Consider the following 26203-nt stretch of genomic DNA (forward strand, 5'->3'; position numbering starts at 1 on the left):
GCCCCCTGTTACGAACTGCGTACCAATTTAACGCATGCGCATGGAGGCTGCATTCATGCGCGGACGGCCCATCGCGTCTGTGAGTGTGGAACGAGTGGCGTCTGGTAGGGATCGCTCATGGAAGGCCGGATCGAAAAATAAGCTCAGGTCGCGCGCGCGAGTTCGGAATACTTGTAGCGCCACACCAGCATAGCGATAGCGCCGACCAGCATGAATGCCAGCGGCGGCCAGAAATCGCTCCAGACATAACGGCCGCTGGAATACGCCTGCCAAACCTTGCCCAATGCGATGCCCACGCCGAGCCAGAACAAGCCGCGGGACCTGTAGATGGGGTAACGCTGCTCGAGCGCCCGCCGCCGCGCGATGCGCGCGCGTCGCGCTGGACAGCGGCAGCAGATCGCTCAGGGCGCCGAAGCTCCACATGATCGCCGCCAGGACCACCAGCACCAGCGCTATTTCCCAGGCGGACAGGAACACCAGCGCCGCCAAGCCTATTAGCGCGATCACGAACAAGGCGATCAACACGCGCATGGTGGGAGAACGCGGCGGCTGGGTCATGAACTCCTCCTGCGAATGGCGCTGTGCGAATGACGATCTGTATACGGCGTCAGCCCGCCGCGCCGGCAGCGCGGTCGGCTAAAGATACGAAAAAGCCCCGCATCGCGGGGCCTTCTCGTAACACTGCCTCGTCAGGCGAGGCGTCGTGCCGGCCTCAGGCCCAGGGATCGCGCAACACGATGTTCGCGTCGCGGTCCGGGCCGGTCGAGACCATCGCCAGCGGGCAGCCGGACAGTTCTTCCAGCGCGCGCAGGTAGGCGCGGGCGGCGGCGGGCAGCTTGTCCCACTCGGTGACGTTGTGGGTGCTTTCCTGCCAGCCCGGGAACTCCAGGTAGACCGGCTCGCACTCGTTCCAGCCCTGCGCGTCGAGCGGGGCGTACTCGGTTTCCTTACCGCGGTAACGGTAGGCGATGCAGAGCTTGAGCTTGTCCATGCCGTCGAGGATGTCGAGCTTGGTGATGCACAGGCCGGAGATGCCGTTGATCGCGACCGCGCGCTTGAGCGCGACCAGATCGATCCAGCCGCAGCGGCGCGGACGGCCGGTGGTGGCGCCGAATTCCTGGCCGCGCTTGCGGATGCCTTCGCCGATTTCGTCGTCGAGTTCGGTCGGGAACGGACCGCCGCCGACGCGGGTGGCGTAGGCCTTGGCGATGCCGAGCACGTAGTCGATCGAGTCCGCGCCCACGCCGGTGCCGGCGAGCGCGCCGCCGACGGTGGTGTTGGACGAGGTCACGTAGGGATAGGTGCCATGGTCGATATCGAGCAGCGAGCCCTGCGCGCCTTCATACAGCACGCGCTTACCCTGCTTGCGCAGGTCGTGCAGGATGCCGGCGACGTCGGACTTCATCGGCTCGACGTATTCGCCGAAGGCCAGTGCTTCGTCCAGGGTCTGCTGGTAGTCGACCGCGTCGACGCCCAGGTACTTGGTCAGGACGAAGTTGTGATAATCCAGCGCGGTGCGCAGCTTCTCGGCCAGCTGGTCGGGGTAATGCAGGTCGGCGACGCGGATGCCGCGGCGAGCGACCTTGTCCTCGTAAGCCGGGCCGATGCCGCGACCGGTGGTGCCAATGGCCTTGCCGCCGGCGGCCTTCTCGCGGGCCTGATCCAGGGCGATGTGGTACGGCATGATCAGCGGCGTGGCCGGGCTGATCTTCAGGCGCGAACGCACTTCCACGCCGGTGGCTTCGAGCTCGTCGATTTCCTTGCGCAGCGCGGCCGGGCTCAGCACGACGCCGTTGCCGATCAGGCACAGCGCACCGTCGCGCAGGATGCCGGACGGGATCAGGTGCAGGACGGTCTTCTTGCCGCCGATGACCAGAGTATGGCCGGCATTGTGGCCGCCCTGGAAGCGAACGACCGCGCCGATCTGCTCGGTCAGCAGGTCGACGATCTTGCCCTTGCCTTCATCGCCCCACTGGGCACCGAGAACGACGACTGACTGACCCATTGCACGTACTCCGAATTGGTTTGGCGCGGCCCGGTGGGGCCGCCTCGCGGTAAGGTTCCGCGTCCCGCGGAAACCGAAAACGACAAAAGCCGGCGGGAATCCCCGTCCGGCTTTTGTGCATTATCCGGGTTTCGGGCGACCGGGGCCACCCCGGCGACGCCAGCGGACAGATTCGGCTCAGCCTGCGCGCCGAACAGGCCGAGGGACGGCTCCATGGCCGCGAAACCACGTATCGGCGGTCCCCTGTCCGCGTCTCCGCGTCCTCCAGGCCCTTCGACGTCGCCCGGTACGGGCTGTCCGGCATGGACCGGGGTCCGTCGCGACCGTGCTTCCCAGCCGTACCGCCCCGGCAAACCCGCGCAGACCTGGCCGAGCGACATGCCGCGGCCCTGGGCGCCGCAAAGTGGCCCCGTCCCGGTAATCGAGATGCTCCGAGCCCGCAGGCCGCCGCCGAAGCGGAGGCCGGCTCAGCCGGACCGGCTCAGCCCGACCGACTCACCCGGACAACCAGGCGCGCACGACCCACAAAGCGAGCAGGCCGACCGCTACCGCCACCGCGCCGACGATGCGCAGCTGACGGTCGGGCATCGCCTGCAGCTGCTCCGCGGCGCGTTTCCAGCCGCGCGGGGCGACGAACAGGAACAGCCCTTCCAGCACTGCGACCAGGCACAGTGCCGAAATCAGCTCACCGCTCACTCAACGGTCCGACTTGAGGTATTGCAGGAACGGGTCGTCGCGGTCGAGCACGATCACGCTGTCGCCGTCCTTGAAGGACTGGCGATAGGCCTCGAGGCTGCGCTGGAAGGAGTAGAAGCTCGGGTCCTTGTTGGCCGCCGCGGCGTAGGTGCTGGCGGCTTCCGCGTCGCCCTCGCCGCGCAGGCGCTGGGCGTCGCGCTCGGCCTCGGCGACGATCACGGTCTTGTCGCGGTCGGCGGTCGCGCGGATCGCCTGCGACTGCTCCACGCCTTCGGCGCGCTTCTGGCTGGCGACCTGCAGGCGCTGCGAACGCATGCGGTTGTAGACCGAGGCCAGCACGTTGCTGTCCTGCGGCAGATCGATGCGCTTGATCCGGATGTCGAGAATGCGCACGCCCAGGGTGGAGGCTGCGCGGTTGATGCCGACCAGCTGCTTGCCGATCACGGTGGCGCGATCGCCCGAAACCACCTGGATCAGGGTGCGCGAGTTGATCTCGTTGCGCAGCGAGTCCTTGATGATCGGCGCCAGGCGCTCGGCCGCAACCTTCTCGTCGCCGCCGGTGGCCTGGTAGAAGCGGCTCAGGTTTTCGATCTGGCCGACCGCGAAGAAGTCGACGCTGACGTCGAGCTTGTCGGCGGTCAGATAGCGCTCGGGAGCGGCGGTCAGCACCTGCAGGCGGCGGTCGAACACGGCCGCGTTCTCGACCAGCGGCCACTTGAAGTGCAGGCCGGGACCGATGTCGCGGCGCACGATGGTGCCGAGGCGGAACACGATCGCGCCATGCCCTTCGCTGACTACGAACATCGAACCCAGCAGCGCCAGCAACGCGGCTACGGCCAGGGCGATCCAGGCGGAGAATCTCATGGTGCGGGCTCCTCGCGGCCATCCGGACGCTTGCTGCGGCTCGGGCGCGACATCGTTTCGGTTCCGGAATCGGACGAGGGCGTCGCGATCGTCGGGGCCAGCATTTCCGGCGTCAGCAAGGGCGCCGAAGCGCCGCCGCGGCGTTCGGGCAGCGGCACGTACAGCATCTGGCGCGAGTCGCCGCCGACGATCTTGCGGTTCTCGCTCATCACCTGCTGCACGGTTTCCAGCCACAGGCGCTTGCGGGTGACTTCCGGCGCGGACTTGTACTGGTCGACCAGCAGCGAGAAACGGCTGGCGTCGCCTTGCGAACGTGCGATCACCGCGGTCTTGTAGCCTTCGGCCTCGGTGCGCACCTGCGCGGCCTGGCCGCGCGCTTCCGGCACCACCTTCTTGGCGTAGGCCTCGGCCTGATTGATCGAGGTGGCCTTGTCGGCGTCGGCGCGCTGGGCCTCGTCGAAGGCGTCCTTGACCTCGTCCGGCGGGCGCGCGTTGGGCAGGTTGAGTTCGGTCAGGGTCAGACCGGTGCGGTAGGCCAGCAGCGACTCCTGCAGGCGCGCGCGCACGATCGTGGTCAGGGCGCCGCGCGCGCTGAGCACCGTATCCAGGTCGGAACGGCCGATCTGTTCGCGCAGCACGCTCTGTGCCGCTTGCTGCAGCACGTCGGCGGCTTCGCGCGAACCGAACAGGTACTGCTCCGGATCGCCGATGCGGTACTGGACGTTGATCTCGACGTTGACCATGTTGCCGTCGCGGGTCAGCACCGGCACGGTCTCGGTGTAGGCATTGCTCTGGGTGGCGTTGACCTTGGTCACCCGTTCGATCGGCCACGGCGCCTTGAAATGCGGGCCGGGCTGCAGGATGCGCGAGAAGTGGCCGAAGCGCAGGACCACGCCGCGTTCCTGCTCGGTCACCAGCACGAAGCAGTTGAAGACCAGCCACAGGCCCAGGATCGCGGCGGCCCAGCGCAGGATGCCGCCACCGCCGATGCCGCCACCGCCGCCGAACAGGCCGCGCAGCGGATCGAGCAAGGCGTCCAGGCCGCGGCCTTCAGGCTTGCGTTGCCGCGGCGATCGACCGTTGGGGTCGGATCCGCCGGAATTGTCACTGCCAGGGGTGTTCCAGGCCATGCCTGCTCCAAAGAGGAAACTGCACCCGTGTTCAGCTTACGGGTCGGTTGATTCTAGGTTGGGGTTCGGGCCGCCTCAAGCAAGGTCGTCCGGCACAGCCACCGATTCCAGCAAAGACCTTAGCGGTTCGCCGTGCGGCTGGGCGAACAGACGCTGGGCGTCGGCGATCGCCAGATCGACCTCCAGCTCCCAGCCGTGCTCGTCGGCGAGCTCGTTGCGCACCGCTCCCAGCTCGTGCAGGCGGGCGCGCAGGCGCGCGGCCTGCGACGGCACCCGCAGGCGCCCGGCGACATGGCGCAGCTCCAGCGCCTCGGCCAGGGCCGTGCGCAGCAGGTCCAGCCCGCGCCCTTCGCGCGCCGACAGCCAGACCCGGGTGTGACCCTCGCCCGGACGGTCGATGCGCGGCTGCAGGCCGTCCAGACGATCGATCTTGTTGAACACCAGCAGCTGAGGCAGGTCGCCGGCACCGATCTCCTGCAGCACCGAATCGACCTGGGCCACACGCTCGTCGCGCAACGGGTCGGCGGCGTCGATCACGTGGATCAGCAGGTCGGCCTCGCGCGATTCCGAGAGGGTCGAGCGGAACGCGGCCACCAGTTCGTGCGGCAGGTCGCGCACGAAACCGACCGTGTCGGCCAGCACCACGCCGCCGCCGGACAGCTCGATCCGGCGCACGGTCGGGTCGAGGGTGGCGAACAACTGATCGGCGGCGTAGGCCTCGGCGCCGGTCAGGGCGTTGAACAGGGTCGACTTGCCGGCGTTGGTGTAGCCCACCAGGGCCACCCGCGGCAGCTCGCTGCGCACGCGCGCACGGCGCATCTGGGTGCGCTGCACTTCGACCTTGTCCAGGCGTTTCTGCAATTGCTCCAGGCGCTTCTGCAGCAGGCGGCGGTCGGTTTCGAGCTGGGTTTCGCCGGGGCCGCGCAGGCCGATCGAGCCGCCGCGCTGGCGTTCCAAGTGAGTCCAGCCGCGCACCAGGCGCGTGGCCATGTGCTTGAGCTGGGCCAGTTCGACCTGCAGCTTGCCTTCGGCGCTATGCGCACGCTGCGAAAAGATGTCCAGGATCAGGCCGGTGCGGTCGACCACGCGGCGCTCCAGCGCGCGTTCCAGGTTGCGTTCCTGGCCCGGCGAGAGCGGATGGTTGACCAGGATCAGGTCGGCGCCGGTGGCGTCGGCCGCGGCCTTGACCTCGGCCAGCTTGCCGCTGCCGATCAGCATGGCCGCGTTGGGGCGGTCGATGCGCGCGGTCAGCACGGCGGCCACGGTGGCGCCGGCCGACTTGGCCAGGTCGGCGAATTCTTCCAGCAGTCCCTCTTCCGGCGGACCGCCGGCGTGGGGCTGGATCAGTAAGGCGTGTTCGCCTTTGCGGGAGCGCTCGAACATCGAGTTTGCTAAATGGGGAGGAAAACCGGGAATGCAAGCACAGCGGGACGCGACGGTCCCGCCATCATCTCATCCCTGCGTCCTGGCCCCGCGCTTACTCGTTCTCGTCGTCGCCCTCGGCGCCGCCGCCTTCGCCGGATTGCACATAGCCGCCGCCCGGGCCGACGCGGACATTGCGCGCGGGGACCACGGTCGAGATCGCGTGCTTGTAGACCATCTGGCTCACGGTGTTGCGCAGCAGGACCACGAACTGGTCGAAGGATTCGATCGTGCCCTGCAGCTTGATGCCGTTGACCAGGTAGACCGAGACCGGCACGCGTTCGCGCCGCAGCGCATTCAGGAAAGGATCCTGTAAGGATTGCCCCTTGGACATCGGTAGTTCCCCAGCTTTCTAGTTATAAGGTTCGGGTGCCAAAGACGGCCCAAAGGCATCCTGCGGGCCGCGTCGCCGGTAGCTGTCCCCACAGCGGCGACCGGCCGATGGTAACGCAAGTGGCCATTGCGGATACGGCCAGGATTCAGGCTTTGCGAAGCACGTGCCGGGATCCGCCGAGGAACAGCGCCGCCGCCCGCTCCAGCGCCTCCCGGTCGGCGCCGGGGTCCAGCCAGCGGGCGTCGAGTTCGCCGCGCAGCCAGGTCAGCTGGCGCTTGGCGAGCTGGCGGGTGGCGTAGATGCCGCGGTCGCGGAACTCGACCGGGTCGGCGCCGCCGTCGCGCTCGCAGCGGTCCAGGAACTCCCAGGCCTGGCGATAGCCGACCGCGCGCAGGGCCGGCAACTCCAACGGCCGCGGATGCGCCTGCAATTCCGGCAATGCGCGCAAAGCCCGGACCTCGTCGAGGAAGCCTGCAGCCAGCATGGCGTCGTAGCGCAGCGCGATGCGCGCGTGCAGCACCGCGCGGTCGGCCGGCGCCAGCACCAGCTTCAGCACCCGGTACGGCAGGCGCGGCGCGCCGGCGGCCTCGCGCCGCCAGTCGCTGATGCGGCGGCCGGACAGGCGGTAGACCTCGAGCGCGCGCTGGATGCGCTGGGCGTCGGTGGCGTGGATGCGCGCGGCGGCCTCCGGGTCCAGTTCGGTCAGTTCGGCATGCATAGCCGCCCAGCCGCGCCGCCCGGCCTCGGCCTGCAGTTGCTCGCGCAGCGCCGGGTCGGCCTCGGGCATCGGCGCCAGGCCGTGTAGCAGGGCGTGGAAGTACAGCCCGGTGCCGCCGGCCAGGATCGGCAGGCGGCCGCGGGCGGCGATCTGGTCCAGGGCGCGGCGCGCGTCGGCGGCGAACTCGGCGGCCGAGTACGGCTGCCAGGGCTCGCGCAGGTCGATCAGATGATGCGGCACCCGCGCCTGCTCCGCGGCGCTGGGCTTGGCCGCGCCGATGTCCAGGCCGCGGTAGACCAGGGCCGAGTCGACGCTGACGATCTCGCCGCCGTAGCGCTGCGCCCAATCCAGGGCGAGCGCGGTCTTGCCCGAGGCGGTCGGGCCCATCAGGGCGATCGCGAGCGGGCGCGGGTCGGCGGACATGCGGAGGATACGATTCTGGTACGGAGGCGAGCGCGCAGCCTCGCACAGGCGCGCGCGCGGCGGAAGCGCGACGCCCGCCGCCGCTTTCCACAGCGCTTGTGGAGAAGCGCTGGGGCAAGCCTGTTGATAAGCCGCTGCGGCGCAGGCCCGGCAAGGGCTGCGCGCGATTCGGTCAAAATTTCGCCAGTGCCCGCGCGCTATCCACAAAGCCTGTGGACAAACCTGCGGACAGAATCGGGACGGGCATGCTGAGAGCCAGGCGCAGCAAGGAGCGCAAGAGGTATGGCGAAAAAATGACCAGCGAAATCGCTTGACTTGGCGCGGCGATGACGCATGCGGCGAATGCGCTGTTCGAGCGCGAATCGCGGAACCGATGCCGGCGATTTCGTCAAGACCGAATCGCCGCGAAAAGCATGCTGCGACGCAATAAGCGCGCCGTATCGCGACTATCCACATCGCCTGTGGACAAGCCTGCGGACAGTCGCGCGCGAAGCCTGCGCAAAGCCATGCGCAGCAAGGCCCGCAAGGATATTGGCGAAAAAATGACCAGCGAAAATGTTTGACAGCGCGACGCGTTTCGGCATGCGCGTCGTGGCGAGTTCCGCGATGCGCGAACGACCAAATTCCCGCCTGCGTCAAGCTTGACTAGGCATCGCGATGTGGGTTTGCGCTGCAAGTATCGCGTCTATCCACATCGCCTGTGGACAAGCCTGCGGACAGATCCGCGATGGATGCAGCGCAGGCCAGACGGAATAAGGGGCGCAACAAGTTTGGCGATATTTTGTCCAACGCGCTGCGCAATCGCCGTCGCCGGATGGCGCTCGCGCAGATCGCCTTCGTATCGGCGCGAATGCGGCCTTTCGAGCGGGCGATGGGCTGTGCGCGGATAGGCGATCTTGCGCCGCGGTCGCGGACATCGGATCGAGGCCCTGCCAGCGAGCTCGGATGTGTGCGAATGCGGCGTTCGTAGGAACGTCGTTGCCCAAGGGCAGCGAGTGCGTTCGCTGCCTGTGCTGAGGCGATGAAGCGCGCGCGGACGCAGCGGCCTTATTCGTCGTCCGGCCACTTCGGCATCGACGGCGCCGAGGCGCGACGCGGCATGGCCTGCGCCGCGACCGCTGCCCAGACTTTGAGCGCATCCACGGTCGCGGCGACGTCGTGCACCCGCAGCAGGCGCGCGCCGCGCTGGGCCGCGATCAGGTGCGCAGCGACCGAGCCGTGCACGCGCTCGCGCGCGTCCGTGCGGCCGGTGAGCTCGCCGATGCTCTTCTTGCGCGACAGGCCGGCCAGCACCGGCACGCCGAGTTCGGCGTAGCGCTCCAGCTGCGCCAGCAGGATCAGGTTGTGTTCCAGGGTCTTGCCGAAGCCGAAGCCGGGATCGACCACGATCCGCTTCTTGGCGATGCCGGCCATCTCGGCGGCGAAGATGCGCTCGGCCAGGAAGCGGTGCACTTCCGCCACCACGTCGTCGTACTGCGGCGCGGCCTGCATGCTGCGCGGCTCGCCCTGCATGTGCATCAGCACCACCGGCACGCCCAGCGCGGACGCGGCGTCGAGCGCGCCGTCGCGGCGCAGGGCATAGACGTCGTTGATCAGTCCCGCGCCCGCAGCCACCGCGGCGCGCATGACCTCGGGCTTGGAGGTGTCGACGCTGATCGGCAGCGCGGTCTCGCGCGCCAGGCGTTCGATCACCGGAATCACCCGGCGCAACTCTTCTTCGACGGGCACCTCGTCCGCGCCCGGCCGGGTGGATTCGCCGCCGATGTCGAGCGCGTCGGCACCCTCCTCCGCCAGCTTCAGGCCATGCGCGACCGCGGCGTCCAGGCTGTCGTGGGCGCCGCCGTCGGAGAACGAATCCGGGGTGACGTTGACGATGCCCATCACGCGCGGCCGATCGAGCCTGAGGGCGCGGCCGTTGCAGTCCAGGGTCTGGGCGAGGTCGAACATGGGCGGTCTCGTGCGGGTGCCGGGTGCGAACGGGCATGCTACCGCGCAGGGGGATGCGCTGCGGGCTTCGGATGAGGTCTCTGGGTTCGACCTGAAGCCTACTTCCAGCACCGGGGGAATCTCGCGATCGCGGCTTACGCCGCTCCCACAGTGGAAGCGGCCCGCTCGGGCTTGCTGTGGGAAGGGTCACTGGGTTCTGCCTGAAGCCCACTTCCAGCACCGGCGAGATCTCGCGATCGCGGCTCACGCCGCTCCCACAGTGGCGGGGCTCGCTCGGTCTGTCGGTGTCTGTCGGTGTCTGTCGGTGTCTGTGGGAGCGGCGTGAGCCGCGATGACCCCTCCCGCACGACGCAGCTAGCCCTCAAACGAAAAACGCCGGGACGAACCCGGCGTTTTTCGTATTCGCGAACCAGCAACCGATCAGGTCTGCGCCGCAGGCCCGCCGATCGCGCCCGGACGACCCTTGTCGTCCTTGCTGGTCTTGCCCGACTTGATCCAGTCGGCCGGCGGACCCGGCACGCGGCCTTCCATGATCTCGTCGATCTGGGTGGCGTCGATGGTCTCGTACTGCAGCAAGGCCTCGGCCATCATCTCCAGCTTGTCCATGTTGGCCTTCAGGATCTGCGTGGTGCGCGCGTAGGCGTTGTCGAGAATGTCGCGCACGACCTCGTCGATCTTGCGCGCGGTCTCGTCCGACACGTTTTTGTGCTGGGTGACCGAGCGGCCGAGGAACACTTCGTCCTCTTCCTCGCCGTAGGTGATCGGACCCAGTTCGGACAAGCCCCACTTGGTGACCATGTTGCGCGCCATCTTGGTCGCACGCTCGATGTCGTTGGACGCACCGGTGGTGACCATGTCGGCTCCGAACACCAGCTCCTCGGCCACGCGTCCGCCGTACAGCGAACACAGCCGGCTTTCGATGTTGACCTTGTTGTAGCTGTAGCGGTCGCCTTCCGGCAGGTACATGGTCACGCCCAGCGCGCGGCCGCGCGGGATGATGGTGACCTTGTAGACCGGATCGTGATCGGGAACCAGGCGGCCGACGATGGCATGGCCGGCTTCGTGGTAAGCGGTGTTGCGCTTTTCCTCTTCGCTCATCGCCATGGAACGGTTTTCGGTGCCCATCATGATCTTGTCGCGGGCCTTGTCGAAGTGCTCCATGCGCACTTCCTTGCCGTTCTCGCGCGCGGCGAACAGCGCCGCCTCGTTGCACAGATTGGCCAGATCGGCGCCGCTGAAACCCGGGGTGCCGCGCGCAATGGTCATCGGCACGACGTCGTCGGCCAGCGGCAGCTTGCGCATGTGCACGCGCAAGATCTGCTCGCGGCCCTTGACGTCGGGCAGGCCGACCACGACCTGGCGGTCGAAACGGCCCGGACGCAGCAGCGCCGGATCGAGCACGTCGGGGCGGTTGGTCGCGGCGATCACGATCACGCCTTCGCCGCCTTCGAAACCGTCCATCTCGACCAGCAGCTGGTTGAGGGTCTGCTCGCGCTCGTCGTGACCGCCGCCCAGGCCGGCGCCGCGATGGCGGCCGACCGCGTCGATTTCGTCGATGAAGATGATGCAGGGCGCGTGCTTCTTGGCCTGCTCGAACATGTCGCGCACGCGGCTGGCGCCGACGCCGACGAACATCTCGACGAAGTCGGAACCGGAAATCGAGAAGAACGGCACCTTGGCCTCGCCGGCGATGGCGCGGGCCAGCAGGGTCTTGCCGGTGCCGGGCGGGCCGACCATCAGCACGCCGCGCGGAATCTTGCCGCCGAGCTTCTGGAACTTGGTCGGATCGCGCAGGAACTCGACCAGCTCGCCGACTTCTTCCTTGGCTTCGTCGCAGCCGGCGACGTCGGCCAGGGTCACCTTGACCTGGTCCTCGCCCTGCAGCTTGGCGCGCGAACGGCCGAAGCTCATCGCCCCCTTGCTGCCGCCCTGCTGCATCTGGCGCATGAAATAGACCCAGATGCCGATGAACAGCAGCCAGGGCAGTACGTTGATGAGGATCATGAACAGGGACGGGCCGCTCTGCGGCGGCGCCTGCTCGATCGCGACCTTGTGGTTGATCAGGTCGTTGACCAGATCCTTGTCGGCCGGCGCGTAGGTGGTGAACTTGGTGCCGTCCTTGCGTTCGCCGTTGATCGTGGTGCGATCCTCGGAGATGTTGACCTGCTTGATCCGGTCGCTCTGGACCTGCTGCACGAACTGGTCGTACGCGAGGCCATCGGCACCGACCGCAGGCGGCCCGAACGCCCGGAACACCACCATCAGTACGACGGCGACGATCACCCAGAGCAACAGATTCTTGGCCAAATCGTTCATTCAGTTCCTGCCTGCTGCCCGTGGGGGGCATGGTTGCCGCTGGCGCGTCTTTGCGCCGAGAGAGCGTGACGCCGGGCCGGGCCCGGGTCTCGCACCTTACTTAATTTGCGCCCGCTTGCCCTGTGCCAGCGCATAGACTTCCGTCGAACGCTTGCGCGAGGCCGCGGGTTTGCGGATCGAGACCTTGGCGTAGCGACGACGCAGCTCGCGCACGTAATCGTCGAAACCCACGCCCTGGAACAGCTTGATCAGGAACGCACCGTCCACGCGCAGATGGCGGTCGGCGAAATCCATCGCCAGCTCCGACAGGTGCATCGCTCGCGGCAGGTCCACCGCATCCACACCGCTCATATTGGGGGCCATGTCCGACAGCACAAGGTCCACCGCCTGTCCGCCCAGGCTGGCCTCCAGCTGCGATAGGACCGCATCCTCCCTGAAATCGCCATGAAGGAACTCGACCCCGGCCAGGCTGGGCATCTCGAGAATGTCCAGGGCGATGACCCGGCCCTTGGCGCCCAGGGCCTGGCGGACCCACTGCGACCAGCCGCCCGGGGCGGCGCCCAGGTCGACCACGACCATGCCCGGCTTGAGCAGGCGGTCGCGCTCGACCAGTTCCTCCAGCTTGTAGGCCGCACGCGAACGCAGCCCCTCCGCCTTGGCCTTCTTGACGAAGGGGTCGGAGAAGTGTTCCTTGAGCCAACGTTGGCTGCTCTTACTGCGGGTTGCCATGGCGGCCGGAGGGCGGGGGGAAGGCCATGATACCCTGACGCCCCCTCCGTCCCCTGTTGCGTGCCCGAATGCCGACCCTCCTGACCTCCGCCCAGACTCGATTCCTGCGGGGCCAGGCGCACGACCTGAAGGCGATGCTGCAAGTCGGCGGCAAGGGCATCACCGAGGCCCTGGTGGCCGAGATCGACCTGGCCCTGGAACACCACGAGCTGATCAAGGTCAAGGTGGCCGCCGACGACCGCGAGGTCCGCGACGCCATGATCGGCGAGCTCGCCGAGCGCACCGGCGCCGCCCTGGTCCAGCGCATCGGCCATACCGCCGTGTTCTACCGCCAGAGCAAGGACAAGCGCCAGATCGTGCTGCCGCGGTCCTGAGACCCGGCCCCGGCCGCTCCTACGACCCCCCGTTCAGCCCATCCCGAGCCCGGCCCCATGCAGCTCACCCTGGAAAACCCGGACCACACCTATTACCTGCGCGGCGCCGACGGTCAGGCCGCGCTGGTCAATGAGCGGCGCCTGGAAACCAGCTTCGTGCTCGCCCCGGACCGTCTGATCGAGAATTGGGCGGTCGCCGACGTGCGCGAGCTCAGCGCGGACGACCTCGCCCCCCTGCTCGCCCTGGAGCCGGAGCTGATCGTGCTCGGCAGCGGCGAACGCCAGGTGTTTCCGCCCGCGGCCACCCAGGCCGCCTGCCTCGGCCGCGGCATCGGCCTGGAAGTGATGACCAACGCCGCCGCCGCGCGCACCTTCAACGTGCTCGCCGGCGAAGGCCGGCGCGTGGTCGCGGGGTTCGTGCTGGGCGCGTGAGTTCGCGCGCCGCGCCGCTGGTCCTGTTGGCGGCGGTCGCGATCGGCGCCTGCGCGCCGGCGCCGACCGCCCCAACCGCAGCCGAACGCTACGCACGCTGGCGCCTGTCCCACGCCTCGGCCACGGACGCTTATCTGGCCTATCTGAGCAAACACGGCGTCGCCGACGTGCTGGCGCCGGAGCAATTGCTGCGCAGCGCACGGCGCTGGAAACCTTGCGCGGCCGAGGAGTACGCAGTCCCGGCGCAACCGCAATGGCCGGCGATGGTGCCGACGCTGCGCCTGGTGCGGGACCTGCGCGACGCCGGCTTGCTGAACCGGGTGGGCGTAGGCTCTGGCTACCGCGACCGGACTTTGAACCGCTGCGAGGGCGGCGCCGACGGCAGCAAGCACCTGAGCAACGCGGCGCTGGATTTCGACTTGGCCCCCGACGACGGCCTGCGCCGGCGCCTGTGCGACTACTGGCGAACGCATGGCGCCGCGCGACGCTTCGGATTGGGCTTCTACGACTCCGGCGCGATCCACGTCGACACCGCCGGCCATCGCACCTGGGGCTACGACTACACGCGCCGCAGTTCGTTGTGCACGACACGCCGATAAGGTCCGCGACGTCCAGGACTCGCCATCGCGGCCTGTTGCGGGAGCGGCGTGAGCCGCGATTTCGGCGCCGTCGAACGGGCGCAATCGCTACTCGGCACTCCCGCCATGGCCTTGGGGTAGGAGCGGCGTGAGCCGCGACCCACGTCGCAAAGGTAGTTTCGCGATCGCGGCTCACGCCGCTCCTACCCCGAAGCCGATGCGGTTTCGCCCGGAGCGAACGCGTCGAGCGCCCAAATCGAGCCGAGCCGAACCGCGAAACGGCTTCGGCTCGAATGAATTGTCAGGCTGCCCGCACCAGCGCTGCGGTTGCCTTGCGCACGACAGGCAAGGCCAGCAGCAGCACCGGAAACGCGATGAGCCAGGAAATGCCCCAGGCGCCCAGCCACTTGGACAGGAGTTGATCCGACATGCCCACACTCTTGATCGTGCTGATCAGCGACACGATGCAGGTCATGAAAAGGGACAACAGCAAAGGCATGACCAACGAGCCGTAGCGCGCGGGAAGCTTGGGGATGCCGAAGAGAATGGTGGATTTGTCTGAAGCGTTCATGGGGATCTCCCTGATCCGGTCAAGCGAAGACGCCTTTCGCCCCCGAAGGGAACGAACAGCAGCGTTGCTTGACGTGAACGCTTACGGTATTCGCGAGAACCGCGAAAACGGGTGGATCATAAGGAGCTTGCCGCGGACCGACAAGAGCGGCCCGACTATTTCTTCGGCAGATACAGCAAGGGATCGACCGGCTTGCCGTTGTAGCGGACCTCGAAATGCAGCATGTCGCGTGCAGCGCCGCTGCGGCCCATCTCGGCGATCTGCTGGCCCGACTTCACCAGCTGTCCTTCGTTGACCAGGCGATTGCGGTTGTGGCCGTAGGCCGACAGCCAGGCGTCGTTGTGCTTGATGATGATCAGTTCGCCGTAGCCGACCAGGCCCGAGCCCGAGTACACCACCACGCCGTCGCTGGCCGCGCGCACCGGCGCGCCGCTGCTGCCGGCGATGTCGATGCCCTGCTTGGTCGGCTCGCCGGAGACGTAGCGGCTGAGCAGTTGGCCGTCGGCGGGCCAGCGCCAGGCGATGCCGCTGCTGACCGGCGCGACCGGGGCCGGCGGCGGACGCGAAGGCGCGGTAGCGACCGGCGGGCGCGGCGTGGTCGTGCCGGGGACGCTGGTCGGCGGCCGGCTCGGCAGCGGCCGCGCAGCCGGCGGGCGCGGAGCCGAGGCGTTGCCGCCGGACGGATAAAGCTTCAGGCGCTGACCCGGATAGATGATGTACGGCGCGCTGATGCCGTTCCACGCCGCCAGGTCGCGCGCGTCGATCCCGTTGCGGAAGGCGATCCCGTACATGGTCTCGCCGCGCTGAACCACCGCGGTGGCGCCGTACTTGGGCGTCGACACCCGCACCGGCGCGCGGCCGCCGCGCGAGGGTTCGCGGATCACCGTGCTCGAACAGGCCGCCAGCGCGAGCGCTGCGGCGAACGCGAGCACGACACGGCCGCTCTTGGCCGTGCCGGGAATCGTGCCGGAATTGGTGCCGGAATTGGTGCCGGAATTGGTGCCGAGGGGCGACAGTCCGTTGTTGATCATGCGCGCGTTCATGCTCCAGATTGGGCGTGCCACCACAGCCAGCCGATGCCGAGCACCACCACCGCGGTCGCGATCCAGCCCAACGGCTCGATGTAACGACGCAGCGCGGCCTCGGCGCGCGGCCCGCCGATCCGGATCACCAGCGCCAGCAGGAACACCCGCTTGCCGCGACCGATCAGCATGCTCAGCACGTATTGCAGCATGGGAACGCCGACGATGCCCGACGCCCAGGTGAACACCTTCATCGGAATCGGCATGAAGCCGCCGATCACCAGGAAGGTGAACACCGCCCACGGCGACTCGGCCATCTTGGCCTGCACCGTGGCGATGCCCGCTTCGATATTGTCGAGCATGCCCAGGGCCGCGAACATCGGCTTGAGCGCCTCGAACGCGTAGTGGCCCAGCGCATAGCCGACGAGCGCGCCGGCCATCGAACCGAGCAGGCTCAAGGCGGCGAACCAGAACGCGCGCCTGGGCTGGGCCACGCACATCGGCGCCAGCATCACTTCCGGCATCACCGGGAAGATGATCGCCTCGACGAAACTCAGCCCGGCCAGATAGGCCGGGGCGCGGGGGTGGCCGGCCCAGGCCAGTGTGCGCTCGTAGAGCGGCCCGAAAATCTTCACGGAAAATCCCTGTCGCGTGCGGCGTTCAATCGATCATGCCCGACAGCAGCGGCACGAACACCACCGGCGCGAGCGTGGTTTGGCTGACGTTGCCTTCGGCGTCCTTGCGCAGCTGCAGCAGCGACTGCGACGACGAGCCGCCGACCGGCGCGATCAGCGTGCCGCCCGGCGCGAGCTGCGCGGTCAGCGCGTCGACCAGCGCCGGGGCCGCGGCGGTGACGATGATGGCGTCGAAGGGGCCGTTTTCGGGCCAGCCGATGCGGCCGTCGTCGTGCTTGCTGCGCACGTTCAAGCCGAGCTGGCGGAAGCGCTTGCGCGCGGTGCGCAGCAATTCGCCGATGCGCTCGACGGTGTGCACTTCCAGGCCCAGCGCGGCCAGGATCGCGGCCTGGTAGCCCGAGCCGGTGCCAATCTCCAGCACCTTGCCCGGCACGCCGTCGGCCAGCAGGGCCTCGGTCATCTTGGCCACCACCCAGGGCTGGGAAATGGTCTGGCCGTGGCCGATCGGCAGCGCGGTGTCTTCGTAGGCGCGCGTGGCCAGGGCCTCGTCGACGAACAGATGGCGCGGCACGGTGCGGATCGCATTGAGCACGCGCTCGTCGGCGATGCCGTTGTCGCGCAGGCGCTCGACCAGGCGGTCGCGCACGCGCTGCGAGGTCATGCCGGTGCCGATCGCTTCGGGTTGCAGACGCATGCGCACGCTCATTCGCTCCGCTCCAGCTCGGCGGCGAGCCCGCCGACCCAGCTGGCGACCTGATCCAGGGCCTGATAACGGGTCAGGTCGACATGGATCGGGGTGATCGAAATGCAGCCGCGGCGCAGGGCGTGGAAATCGGTGCCGGGGCCGGCGTCCTGCTCCGGACCGGCGGCGCCGATCCACCACCACTGGCGGCCGCGCGGATCGCGCTGGGGGATGCAGGCCTCGGCGCGGTGGCGGTTGCCCAGGCGGGTGACCTCGAAGCCGGCGATCTCGGCCCAGGGCAGATCGGGCACGTTGACGTTGAGGATGGTATCGGCCGGCAGCGGGTCGGTACGCAGGCGGGCGATGATCTCGACCGCGGCGCGCGCGGCGGTTTCGTAATGCTTGCCGTCGTGGTCCACCGTCTGCAGCGACATCGCCAGCGCCGGCAGGCCCAGGAAGCGGCCTTCCATCGCCGCGGCGACGGTGCCGGAATAGATCACGTCGTCGCCGAGGTTGGCGGTGTTGTTGATGCCGGACACGACCAGGTCGGGTTCGACCTCGAGCATGCCGGTGATCGCGACGTGGACGCAGTCGGTCGGGGTGCCGTGCACGCGCCAGGTCGAGGCGTCGAGCTGGTGCACGCGCACCGGCGCGTCCAGGGTCAGCGAATTGCTCGCGCCGGAACGGTCGCGGTCGGGGGCGACCACCAGCACTTCATGGCCGGCCTCGCGCAGGGTCTGCGCCAGGACGCGGATGCCGGGGGCGTCGACGCCATCGTCGTTACTCACGAGAACTCGCATGGACTCCCTTGCGTTACCGCACAGCTTTCGAAACGGGGTTGGCACCGAGGTTCGTGGAACGAAGGTCCTTCGCAACCTCGGGAGCGCGCGCGAACGGCGCACGTGACCATGATAGCCGATGGGCGTTACCGGCTCCCGCGCTCGCGCGTGCGGGGCGCCGCAGCGGCCTCGATCCAGGCCGCTGCGGCCAGAATCGGAAAAATCGCCGGTTGACTTGGGTAGGAGCGGCGTAAGCCGCGACCCATGCCGCAGCCGAAGCGTCGCAGGCGCGGCTTACGCCGCTCCTACCCCGGATCGAAGGCGTCGTACCGATATCTGGCTGCCACGACGCCCCTGCTAAAATTCGCCCATGCCCGACGACCGCGACGAAGACGAAGCCGAACTGTTCCGGTCCGCGGTCGGGCCGGTGCGGCGCCTGCCCGAGGCCGCGTTGCCGCCGGCCGCGCCCAGGCCCAAGCCGCGTGCGCGCATGGCCGAGCGCGACGAAGCGCTGGCGCGCGAGGAGTTCCGGCATGCCCTGGACGCCAGCCTGAGCGGCAGCGGCGAGCTCGAATCCGGCGACGCCCTGTCCTACCGTCGCGACGAACTGCCGCCGCGGGTGTTCCAGCGCCTGCGCCGCGGCGAGATTTCGGCCCAGGAAGAACTGGACCTGCACGGCAGCGACGTGCGCGAGGCCGAGGCGCTGCTGCGCGCCTTCCTGCACGACGCGCGCGAGCACGGCCTGGGTTGCGTACGGGTGATCCACGGCAAGGGCCGCCGCGGCACGGACTACGTCGACAGCCGGGGGCTGCCGGTGCTGAAGAATCTGGTCGACCGGCTGCTGCGGCAGCGCAGCGACATACTGGCCTTCCACTCCGCGCCGCCCTCGCAGGGCGGCACCGGAGCGGTGCTGGTGCTGCTCGCGCCGCCGGTCAGGCGGCGCTGAGCAGGTTCAATCTTCGCTGTGCTTGGCGACCTGCTTGCGCGGCAAATTGACCCAAGTCACATCGATGCCGCGGCGACGCGCGATGCGCTCGACCTGCGCCATGTAGACCTCGTCGTTGTCCATGATCGACGGTGCCTTCTGCGGCGGCACGTAGGCGGTTTTGGTGCTGTGCCCGGCGCAGGCGGACAGGCCGAGTATGGACAGCGACAGAACGGCAACTCGTAAGGCGCTCATGATCCCGTCTCCAGATGCATGCCCGGCCCCATTGCCGAACATACCTCCGGCTTATACGCCCGCCCTCGAAGGCAACCAGTGCCGCCCGTTGCTTTCCGACGAACGGTCGATCAGGGCCGAACGAACGTTGCGATATCGCCCAGTTCCGCGAGTACGACCGTGGCATAAGCGCCCGCCGGCAGGACGAAATCCAGCTCCAGTGCGGCGCCTTCGGCGGCCTCGATCCAGCGCCAGCTCAGCCCCGCCGGACGCAGCCGCAGGGCGCGGCGTTCCTGGTTGAGACCGGCCTGTTCCAGGCCCGCGCGCAATGCGGCGGCGTCCTCGCCGTCCAGCGCGGCCTGCTCGATCGCGGCCGCGGCATCGCGGCTGCGCAACTCGCCGCGGCCCCAGAGCGGGCCGCTGGGGTGGATGTCGAACGCGGCCAGGCGCGCGGCCAGAGTGTCGTCGAACGGCTCCGGACCGAACACGCTGCGGCTGCCGTCGAGCATCCAGACCTCGCCGTCCAGCGGTCGGTCCCAGCAGTCCGCGTTCACGCGCGCGGCCAGGACCCGGTTGAACAGTTCCGAACGCGCCGCCGACAGCAACAGGCTGCGCTGTTCGCGCCGCACCCTGCGCCCGCCGAACATCGCCAGGGCGTTGGCGACGTTGTCGCCGTCGCGGCCGAAGCGTTGTTCGCCGAAATAATTGGGCACGCCGCGCGCGGCGAGCGCCTGCAGACGCGCCTCGATCGCCGCGCGATCGCCTTCCAGCTCGCGCAGCGTCAGCACGAAGCGGTTGCCGGCCAGCGCGCCGCGCGGCAGCTTCTTGGCGTGCCAGGCGCTGTCCAGCACCCGCAGGCCCTCGCCCGATGCGGACGCTTCCTGCAAAGCCGCCAAATCCGGCGCCACGCGCTTGGGCAGGTGCACGCTGAAACGCTGGCGGGTGAGCGCGTGGCGGTCCTTGAGACCGGCGTAGCCGATCGCCAGCTCGCCGACGCCGGCCCAAGCGGCGATCCGTTTGGCCGCGAAGGCCGTGTTCATGCCGCGCTTCTCGATCGTCAGCAGCAGATGCTCGCCGCTGCCGCTGGGCTCGAACCCGGGCAGTTCCTCGACCTGGAAATCCTCGGCCACGCTGCGGATGCGCGCGCGCAGCGCGGGCGCGCCGTGGGCGCGCGCCAGGCCAGGCTCTGCGCTCATGCCGGCACCAGCAGGCAGATCGCGGTCGCGGCGATGCCTTCGCCGCGTCCGCTGAAGCCCAGCTTTTCGGTGGTGGTGGCCTTGACGCTGACCGCGTCGACCGCGATACCCAGGTCCTCAGCGATGGCCTCGCGCATGGCCTGCGCATGCGGGCCGACCTTGGGCCGTTCGCAGATCACAGTGACGTCGGCGTTGCCGACCCGGTAGCCGCGCTGCCCGATCAGTTCATTGCAGTGACGCAGGAAGCGGCGGCTGTCGGCGCCGCGCCAACGCTCGTCGCTGGGCGGGAAGTGGCGGCCGATGTCGCCCAGCGCCAGCGCGCCGAGTATGGCGTCGCACAGTGCATGCAGGACCACGTCGCCGTCGGAGTGGGCGAGCACGCCGCGATCGTGCGGCACGCGCACGCCGCCGAGCATGATGTGGTCGCCGTCGCCGAATGCGTGGACGTCGTAGCCTTGGCCGATTCTCATAACTGTTCCTGAATTGAATTCGTTCGCGCGTGCCGTGGTCGCGCGCGTTTGTACCCGCGCGGCGGGAGCGACCGCCACAGGCCGATGCCCGGCCCTGCTGTTAAGCCTTGCCCAGCAAATATTCCGCCAACGCCAGATCGGCCGGCGTCGTCACCTTGAGGTTGTCCTCGCGGCCTTCCACCAATCGCGGGTGCCGGCCGGCGTGTTCCATCGCCGCGGCCTCGTCGGTCGCGACCAGGCCGGCGGCCGCGGCGTCGCGCAGCGCGGCGGTCAGGGCGCCGCGCCGGAACGCCTGCGGGGTGAACGCGCGCCACAGGCCGTCGCGCGGTTCGGTGGCCAGGATGCGGCGATCGTCGGCGCGTTTGAGGGTGTCGCGCAGCGGCGCGCCGAGGATGGCGCCGTCGGGCTCGGCTTCGGCCGCCGCGATCAGGGCGTCGAGGTCTTCGCGGCGCAGGTTCGGCCGGGCGGCGTCGTGCACCAGCACCAGGGCCTCGTCGCCGACCGTGTCCGGCAGTGCGCGCAGGGCGGCGAGCACCGAATCGGCGCGTTCGCCGCCGCCGACGCAGCGCAGCACCGGCTTGCCCTGGCGTTCGCTCCAGCCCGGCCAGAGCGCATCGTCCGCGGCCAGCGCGACCATCGCGCCGGCCACGCGCGGATGCGCGAGCAAGGCGTCCAGCGCATGCGCGATCAGCGGCTTGCCGGCCGCGAGCAGGTATTGCTTGGGAGTCCCGCCGCCGAAACGGGTGCCGCGCCCTGCGGCAGGCATCACCGCCCAGACCGGCGCACTCGTCGGCGCATTCATCGGCGCGGCTCCGCGGCCGTACTGCGGCAAGCGGCGCGTAGGCACGACCCCGCGGTCACGGTTTGACGGCGTCCGCGTCGGCCGGTGCGGCCTGGGCGCTGCTCGGGCTTTCGGGTTCGACCACGCGGTAGAAGGTCTCGCCGGGCTTGATCATGCCCAGCTCGCTGCGTGCGCGTTCCTCGACCGCGGCCTCGCCGGACTTGAGGTCCTCGACTTCGGCCGCGAGCGCGGCGTTGCGTTGCCGCAGCCCGCCGTTGTCGCGGGTCTGCTGCTGCACCTGCTGTTGCAGCGCGGCCACCGAACGCGTGCCGCCCTGCCCCACCCACAGACGGTACTGCAGGAAGGCGAGCAGGCCCGCCAGGACCACCACCAGCACTCTCAGCCAGCGCATGCCCGCCCTCCCCGGTCCGCTCAGCGCTTCAAGGACACGAACGCGTCGCGGCCGGCGTAGCGGGCGGCGGCACCGAGCTGTTCTTCGATGCGCAGCAGCTGGTTGTACTTGGCGACGCGGTCGCTGCGGCACAGCGAGCCGGTCTTGATCTGGGTCGCGGTGGTGGCCACGGCGATGTCGGCGATGGTGGTGTCCTCGGTCTCGCCGGAGCGGTGCGAGACCACCGCGGCGTAACGCGCGGCGTCGGCCATGGCGATCGCTTCCAGGGTCTCGGTCAGGGTGCCGATCTGGTTGACCTTGATCAGGATGGCGTTGGCGACGTGCTGGTCGATGCCTTCCTTGAAGATCTTGGGATTGGTCACGAACAGATCGTCGCCGACCAGCTGGACCTTGCTGCCGATCTTCTCGGTGAGCAGTTTCCAGCCGGCCCAGTCGTCCTCGGCCATGCCGTCTTCGATGGTCACGATCGGGTACTGCGCGGCCCAGTTGGCGAGGAAATCGACGAACTGCTCGCTGGTCAGGCGCTTGCCCTCGCCCACCAGGTGGTACTTGCCGTTGTCGTAGAACTCGGTGGACGCCACGTCCAGGCCCAGCAGGATGTCCTCGCCGGCCTTGTAGCCGGCCTTGCCGATCGCCTCGAGGATGGTCTCCAGGGCTTCTTCGTTGCTGCGCAGGTCGGGCGCGAATCCGCCCTCGTCGCCGACCGCGGTGCTCAGGCCGCGCCCCTTGAGCACGGACTTGAGCGCATGGAACACCTCGGCGCCGGCGCGCAGCGCCTCGGCGAAGTTGGGCACGCCCACCGGCAGGATCATGAATTCCTGCAGATCGACGTTGTTATCGGCGTGGGCGCCGCCGTTGATGATGTTCATCATCGGCACCGGCAGCACCGGGGCACGGCCGTCGGCCAGGTACTGCCACAGCGGCAGCTTGCGCGAGGCGGCGACCGCGTGGGCGTTGGCCATCGACACGCCGAGCAGCGCGTTCGCGCCCAGGCGGCCCTTGTTCTCGGTGCCGTCCAGGTCGATCAGGCGCTGGTCCAGGCCGGCCTGGTCGGCGGCGTCGAAGCCGGTCAGGGCCTGGGCGACGGCGGTGTTGACGTTCTCGACCGCCTTGCGCACGCCCTTGCCCAGATAGCGGGTCTTGTCGCCGTCGCGCAGTTCCACCGCCTCTTTGCTGCCGGTGGAGGCGCCCGAGGGCACCATCGCGCGGCCGAAGCTGCCGTCGGCCAGGGTGACCTCGGCCTCGAGCGTGGGGTTGCCGCGGCTGTCGAGGATTTCGCGGGCGTGGATCTTGGTGATCGTGGTCATGGGCGGTAGAGGGACCGGAGATTGAGGGGTATGGAATGAAATTCGCGGGGGCGGCGCAAGTTCGGGGTCAAAGCTCGGGCGGGACGCGCGCCATCGCGGCGCTCAGCTCGGGCGGGACCGCGCAGCGGCCTTCGCTGACGCCGGCGATCTCGCTGGCGACAATCGCCACGGCCTTGGCACGCAGTATGTTCTGTCGGATCGAGCCGCCGTCGCCGCTGCCGAACACGCCCAGGGCGACGATCAGCGACTGGGTCTGGCCGGCGCTGCCGGCGGGGTTGTCGCGTGCCGACAGCACGCTCAGATGGCCGGTGCCGAGCACGCTGGACGCGCTCACCACCAGGGCCGGATAGCGGCCGGCGGCGTGGATCTTCGCCGCCACCTTCGGGCCGCCGACTTCCTGCATGTAGGGGCCTACGCACTCGTACAGCTTGCCGGCGAGGTCGGCCAGCGACTGGTACAGGCTTTCGTCGGCGGTCGGCGCCTTGGCGGCCTCGGCGGGCGGCGCAGGAGGCGGCGGCGGAGCGGCCGGAGCGGCCGGAGCGGACGCCGCGAACGCGAGCGCCAGCGTGGCGGCCGCGATCGCCGGGATCCGGACACTGCGACGCCTGCCGCCGCCGGGTCCCATCAGAACGAACTCTCGAGGAAACCGTTCTTCTTGGTGATGCGGTCCAGCTCGACCAGCGTCTCCAGCAGCGCGCGCATCTTGGGCAGCGGCACCGCGTTGGGGCCGTCGGACAAGGCCTCCTCGGGTCGCGGATGGGTCTCCATGAAGATGCCGGAAATACCCACCGCCATCGCCGCGCGCGCCAGCACCGGCACGAACTCGCGCTGTCCGCCGGACTTGCCGTCCATGCCGCCGGGCAGCTGCACCGAGTGGGTCGCGTCGAACACCACCGGGCAACCGGTGTCGCGCATGACCGACAGCGAGCGCATGTCGCTGACCAGGTTGTTGTAGCCGAAGCTGGCGCCGCGTTCGCAGGCCATGATCTGCTCGTTGCCGACGGCCTTGGCCTTGGCGGTGACGTGCTTCATCTCCCAGGGCGAGAGGAACTGGCCCTTCTTGATGTTGACCGGCTTGCCGGCGCGCGCCACGTTCTGGATGAAGTCGGTTTGGCGGCACAGGAAGGCCGGCGTCTGCAGCACATCGACCACCGAGGCGACCTCGGCCATCGGGGTGTATTCGTGCACGTCGGTCAGCACCGGCACGTTGAGCTGGCGCTTGACCTCGGACAGCACCTTCAAGCCCTCTTCCATGCCCGGGCCGCGGAAGCTCGTCGCCGAGGTGCGGTTGGCCTTGTCGAAGCTGGACTTGAAGATGAAGGGGATGCCGAGTTCGCCGGTGATCTCCTTGAGCTGGCCGGCGACGTCGAGCTGCAACTGCATCGATTCGATCACGCAGGGGCCGGCGATCAGGAAGAACGGCCGGTCCAGGCCGACTTCGAATCCGCACAAATTCATCGGGCTGCTCCGTTGAGGGTCGTGCCTACGAACGTCAGAGTCATGCGCTGGCTTCCTTGAGCAGGCGGCCGCCGGCCTTGGCCTCGCGCGCCGCGCGCACGAAGCCGATGAACAGCGGGTGGCCGTCGCGCGGCGTCGACAGGAACTCCGGGTGCGCCTGGCAGGCCAGGAACCACGGGTGCTGCGACTTCGGCAGTTCGACCATTTCGACCAGCAGATCGTCCATCGACTTGGCCGCGATCACCAGGCCGGCGTCCTCGAGCTGGGTGCGGTAGCGGTTGTTGAACTCGTAACGGTGGCGGTGCCGCTCGCCGACCACGTCCTTGCCGTACAGCTCGCGCGCCAGGGTGCCGGGCTTGAGGCGCTGATCCTGCAGGCCCAGGCGCATGGTGCCGCCCAGGTCGCTGTCCTCGCTGCGGCGCTCGACTTCGCCGGTGGCGGTGCGCCACTCGGTGATCAGTCCGATCACCGGATGCGCGCTGGCCTTGTCGTTCTCGGTGCTGTTGGCGCCGTCCAGGCCGGCGACGTGGCGGGCGTAATCGACCACCGCCGCCTGCATGCCGTAGCAGATGCCGAAGTAGGGAACGCCGTTCTCGCGCGCGTACCTGGCGGTCGCGACCTTGCCCTCGAAACCGCGGTCGCCGAAGCCGCCGGGCACCAGGATGCCGTCGACGCCCTCCAGCGACGCCACGCCGTCGCGTTCGATCTCGCTGGATTCCAGCCACTTCAGCTTGACCTTGGTGCGCTGGCGCAGGCCGCCGTGCTTGAGCGCCTCGGCCAGCGACTTGTAGGCGTCCTGGTGGTCGATGTACTTGCCGACCACCGCGATCGAGACCTCGTCGACCGGATGCTCGCTGGCGTCGACCACCTCGTGCCACTCGCGCAGGTCGGCCGGACCGGCGTCGATGCGCAGGCGGTCGAGCACGATCGCGTCCAGGCCCTGCTCGTGGAACCACTGCGGCAGCTTGTAGATGTTGTCCAGGTCGACCGCCGAAATCACGGCCTTTTCCGGCACGTTGGTGAACAGCGCGATCTTGCGGCGATCGCTGGCGGGCAGCGGCTGTTCGCTGCGGCACAGCAGCACGTCGGGCTGGATACCGATCGAGCGCAGTTCCTTGACCGAATGCTGGGTCGGTTTGGTCTTGAGCTCGCCGGCGGCGGCGATGAACGGCACCAGGGTCAGGTGCATGAACAGCGCGTACTCGGGGCCGCGCTCGGTGCGCAGCTGGCGGATCGCCTCCAGGAACGGCAGCGACTCGATGTCGCCGACCGTGCCGCCGACCTCGACCAGGGCCACGTCGAAGCCTTCGGTGGCCTCGACGATGCAGCGCTTGATCTCGTCGGTGATGTGCGGGATCACCTGCACGGTGCCGCCGAGGTAGTCGCCGCGGCGCTCCTTGCGGATCACGTTCTCGTAGATCCGGCCGGTGGTGATCGAGTTCTTGCGGCTGAGCCGGGTGCGCAGGTAGCGCTCGTAATGGCCCAGGTCCAGGTCGGTCTCGGCGCCGTCGTCGGTGACGTAGACCTCGCCGTGCTGGAACGGGCTCATCGTGCCCGGATCGACGTTGATGTAGGGGTCGAGCTTCATCATCGTCACGCGCTGGCCGCGTGCTTCGAGGATGGCCGCCAGCGAGGCTGCCGCAATGCCCTTGCCTAGCGAGGACACCACGCCGCCGGTGACGAAAATCAGGGGAGTCATGGTTTTACTGCCGCTGGAAAGCCGTAGTTTACCGGCAAGGCGGCCGGGCCGCGACTGCTTGACA

Annotated in this window: 29 protein-coding genes; 4 read left to right on the forward strand and 25 right to left on the reverse strand. The window is 68.9% G+C overall.

The window, feature by feature from the left end; translation table 11 throughout:
- Positions 1–27: 27 nt before the first annotated feature.
- The 11 genes from ASE10_RS20375 to rlmE form a co-directional block, all read right to left on the reverse strand.
- On the reverse strand, positions 28–558 hold the full coding sequence (locus ASE10_RS20375) for a hypothetical protein (protein ID WP_157480992.1): 531 nt from the start codon (positions 556–558) through the stop codon (positions 28–30).
- 154 nt (positions 559–712) lie between these two features.
- Positions 713–2005 (reverse strand): adenylosuccinate synthase, encoded by a 1293-nt coding sequence (locus tag ASE10_RS16830; protein WP_055901084.1) that lies wholly within the window; start codon positions 2003–2005, stop codon positions 713–715.
- Between the two features lie 495 nt (positions 2006–2500).
- A complete protein-coding gene (locus ASE10_RS16835; RefSeq protein ID WP_055901087.1) occupies positions 2501–2701 on the reverse strand; it encodes a DUF2065 family protein in 201 nt (66 codons plus the stop codon).
- Positions 2702–3565, reverse strand: a complete 864-nt coding sequence (hflC, locus tag ASE10_RS16840; RefSeq protein ID WP_055901089.1) for a protease modulator HflC — start codon at positions 3563–3565, stop codon at positions 2702–2704.
- Entirely contained in the window at positions 3562–4695 is a 1134-nt protein-coding gene (gene hflK / locus ASE10_RS16845) for an FtsH protease activity modulator HflK (RefSeq protein WP_055901093.1), read from the reverse strand. The genes hflC and hflK overlap by 4 nt, the downstream gene beginning before the upstream one ends.
- A gap of 75 nt (positions 4696–4770) precedes the next feature.
- Complete coding sequence (gene hflX / locus ASE10_RS16850) at positions 4771–6078, reverse strand: ribosome rescue GTPase HflX (RefSeq protein WP_055901095.1); 1308 nt, start codon at positions 6076–6078, stop codon at positions 4771–4773.
- A 94-nt stretch (positions 6079–6172) separates the two neighbouring features.
- Positions 6173–6451, reverse strand: a complete 279-nt coding sequence (gene hfq / locus ASE10_RS16855; RefSeq protein WP_055901099.1) for an RNA chaperone Hfq — start codon at positions 6449–6451, stop codon at positions 6173–6175.
- Positions 6452–6596: 145 nt separating this feature from the next.
- Positions 6597–7592, reverse strand: coding sequence for a tRNA (adenosine(37)-N6)-dimethylallyltransferase MiaA (gene miaA / locus ASE10_RS16860; RefSeq protein WP_055901102.1), 996 nt, complete (start codon positions 7590–7592; stop codon positions 6597–6599).
- Between the two features lie 1047 nt (positions 7593–8639).
- Positions 8640–9539, reverse strand: a complete 900-nt coding sequence (folP, locus tag ASE10_RS16865; protein WP_055901105.1) for a dihydropteroate synthase — start codon at positions 9537–9539, stop codon at positions 8640–8642.
- A gap of 420 nt (positions 9540–9959) precedes the next feature.
- Positions 9960–11855 carry an ATP-dependent zinc metalloprotease FtsH gene (ftsH, locus tag ASE10_RS16870; protein WP_055901108.1) on the reverse strand — a complete coding sequence of 632 codons (1896 nt, stop codon included), beginning with the start codon at positions 11853–11855 and terminating at the stop codon, positions 9960–9962.
- 96 nt (positions 11856–11951) lie between these two features.
- The gene (gene rlmE / locus ASE10_RS16875) at positions 11952–12584 is read right to left on the reverse strand and encodes a 23S rRNA (uridine(2552)-2'-O)-methyltransferase RlmE (protein WP_055901112.1); all 633 of its coding nucleotides are present in this window, start codon (positions 12582–12584) and stop codon (positions 11952–11954) included.
- A gap of 68 nt (positions 12585–12652) precedes the next feature.
- Here rlmE and yhbY point away from each other — a divergent pair, with 68 nt between their 5' ends.
- The 3 genes from yhbY to ASE10_RS16890 are packed head-to-tail and all read left to right on the forward strand — an operon-like array spanning position 12653 to position 13989.
- On the forward strand, positions 12653–12958 hold the full coding sequence (gene yhbY, locus ASE10_RS16880) for a ribosome assembly RNA-binding protein YhbY (RefSeq protein ID WP_055901116.1): 306 nt from the start codon (positions 12653–12655) through the stop codon (positions 12956–12958).
- Positions 12959–13015: 57 nt separating this feature from the next.
- Positions 13016–13390, forward strand: a complete 375-nt coding sequence (locus ASE10_RS16885) for an Mth938-like domain-containing protein (protein ID WP_055901119.1) — start codon at positions 13016–13018, stop codon at positions 13388–13390.
- A complete protein-coding gene (locus tag ASE10_RS16890; RefSeq protein WP_055901122.1) occupies positions 13387–13989 on the forward strand; it encodes a D-Ala-D-Ala carboxypeptidase family metallohydrolase in 603 nt (200 codons plus the stop codon). Before ASE10_RS16885 ends, ASE10_RS16890 begins: the two co-directional genes overlap by 4 nt.
- A gap of 280 nt (positions 13990–14269) precedes the next feature.
- Here ASE10_RS16890 and ASE10_RS16895 read toward each other — a convergent pair whose 3' ends face one another.
- From ASE10_RS16895 to surE, 5 genes are all read right to left on the reverse strand, one after another.
- Positions 14270–14539, reverse strand: coding sequence for a DUF2798 domain-containing protein (locus ASE10_RS16895; RefSeq protein WP_055901125.1), 270 nt, complete (start codon positions 14537–14539; stop codon positions 14270–14272).
- 155 nt (positions 14540–14694) lie between these two features.
- Complete coding sequence (locus tag ASE10_RS16900; RefSeq protein ID WP_235567571.1) at positions 14695–15582, reverse strand: peptidoglycan DD-metalloendopeptidase family protein; 888 nt, start codon at positions 15580–15582, stop codon at positions 14695–14697.
- Positions 15579–16196, reverse strand: a complete 618-nt coding sequence (locus tag ASE10_RS16905; protein WP_055901128.1) for a YqaA family protein — start codon at positions 16194–16196, stop codon at positions 15579–15581. The genes ASE10_RS16900 and ASE10_RS16905 overlap by 4 nt, the downstream gene beginning before the upstream one ends.
- 25 nt (positions 16197–16221) lie before the next feature.
- A complete protein-coding gene (locus ASE10_RS16910) occupies positions 16222–16902 on the reverse strand; it encodes a protein-L-isoaspartate(D-aspartate) O-methyltransferase (protein ID WP_055901131.1) in 681 nt (226 codons plus the stop codon).
- Complete coding sequence (gene surE, locus ASE10_RS16915; RefSeq protein WP_055901134.1) at positions 16899–17678, reverse strand: 5'/3'-nucleotidase SurE; 780 nt, start codon at positions 17676–17678, stop codon at positions 16899–16901. Before surE ends, ASE10_RS16910 begins: the two co-directional genes overlap by 4 nt.
- 349 nt (positions 17679–18027) lie before the next feature.
- Between surE and ASE10_RS16920 the strand changes: the two genes are divergently transcribed.
- Positions 18028–18603, forward strand: a complete 576-nt coding sequence (locus ASE10_RS16920) for a Smr/MutS family protein (protein ID WP_055901137.1) — start codon at positions 18028–18030, stop codon at positions 18601–18603.
- Between the two features lie 6 nt (positions 18604–18609).
- Here the strand turns inward: ASE10_RS16920 and ASE10_RS16925 are convergent, their stop codons facing one another.
- The 9 genes from ASE10_RS16925 to ASE10_RS16965 all read right to left on the reverse strand — a co-directional run bounded on the left by ASE10_RS16925 (position 18610) and on the right by ASE10_RS16965 (position 26139).
- Entirely contained in the window at positions 18610–18837 is a 228-nt protein-coding gene (locus ASE10_RS16925; RefSeq protein WP_055901139.1) for a hypothetical protein, read from the reverse strand.
- 110 nt (positions 18838–18947) lie between these two features.
- A complete protein-coding gene (truD, locus tag ASE10_RS16930; RefSeq protein WP_055901142.1) occupies positions 18948–20012 on the reverse strand; it encodes a tRNA pseudouridine(13) synthase TruD in 1065 nt (354 codons plus the stop codon).
- Entirely contained in the window at positions 20009–20482 is a 474-nt protein-coding gene (gene ispF, locus ASE10_RS16935; protein WP_055901146.1) for a 2-C-methyl-D-erythritol 2,4-cyclodiphosphate synthase, read from the reverse strand. The genes truD and ispF overlap by 4 nt, the downstream gene beginning before the upstream one ends.
- A 100-nt stretch (positions 20483–20582) precedes the next feature.
- Entirely contained in the window at positions 20583–21284 is a 702-nt protein-coding gene (gene ispD / locus ASE10_RS16940; RefSeq protein ID WP_055901542.1) for a 2-C-methyl-D-erythritol 4-phosphate cytidylyltransferase, read from the reverse strand.
- Positions 21285–21339: 55 nt separating this feature from the next.
- Positions 21340–21675 carry a cell division protein FtsB gene (gene ftsB / locus ASE10_RS16945; protein ID WP_055901149.1) on the reverse strand — a complete coding sequence of 112 codons (336 nt, stop codon included), beginning with the start codon at positions 21673–21675 and terminating at the stop codon, positions 21340–21342.
- A 20-nt stretch (positions 21676–21695) separates the two neighbouring features.
- Entirely contained in the window at positions 21696–22982 is a 1287-nt protein-coding gene (gene eno, locus ASE10_RS16950) for a phosphopyruvate hydratase (protein ID WP_055901152.1), read from the reverse strand.
- Between the two features lie 67 nt (positions 22983–23049).
- Positions 23050–23607, reverse strand: coding sequence for a hypothetical protein (locus ASE10_RS16955; protein WP_056305768.1), 558 nt, complete (start codon positions 23605–23607; stop codon positions 23050–23052).
- The gene (kdsA, locus tag ASE10_RS16960; protein ID WP_055901157.1) at positions 23607–24440 is read right to left on the reverse strand and encodes a 3-deoxy-8-phosphooctulonate synthase; all 834 of its coding nucleotides are present in this window, start codon (positions 24438–24440) and stop codon (positions 23607–23609) included. Before kdsA ends, ASE10_RS16955 begins: the two co-directional genes overlap by 1 nt.
- Before the next feature lie 40 nt (positions 24441–24480).
- Positions 24481–26139, reverse strand: coding sequence for a CTP synthase (locus tag ASE10_RS16965; protein WP_055901160.1), 1659 nt, complete (start codon positions 26137–26139; stop codon positions 24481–24483).
- Positions 26140–26203: the final 64 nt, after the last annotated feature.

Source organism: Lysobacter sp. Root76, from assembly GCF_001428685.1.
GTDB lineage: Bacteria > Pseudomonadota > Gammaproteobacteria > Xanthomonadales > Xanthomonadaceae > Lysobacter.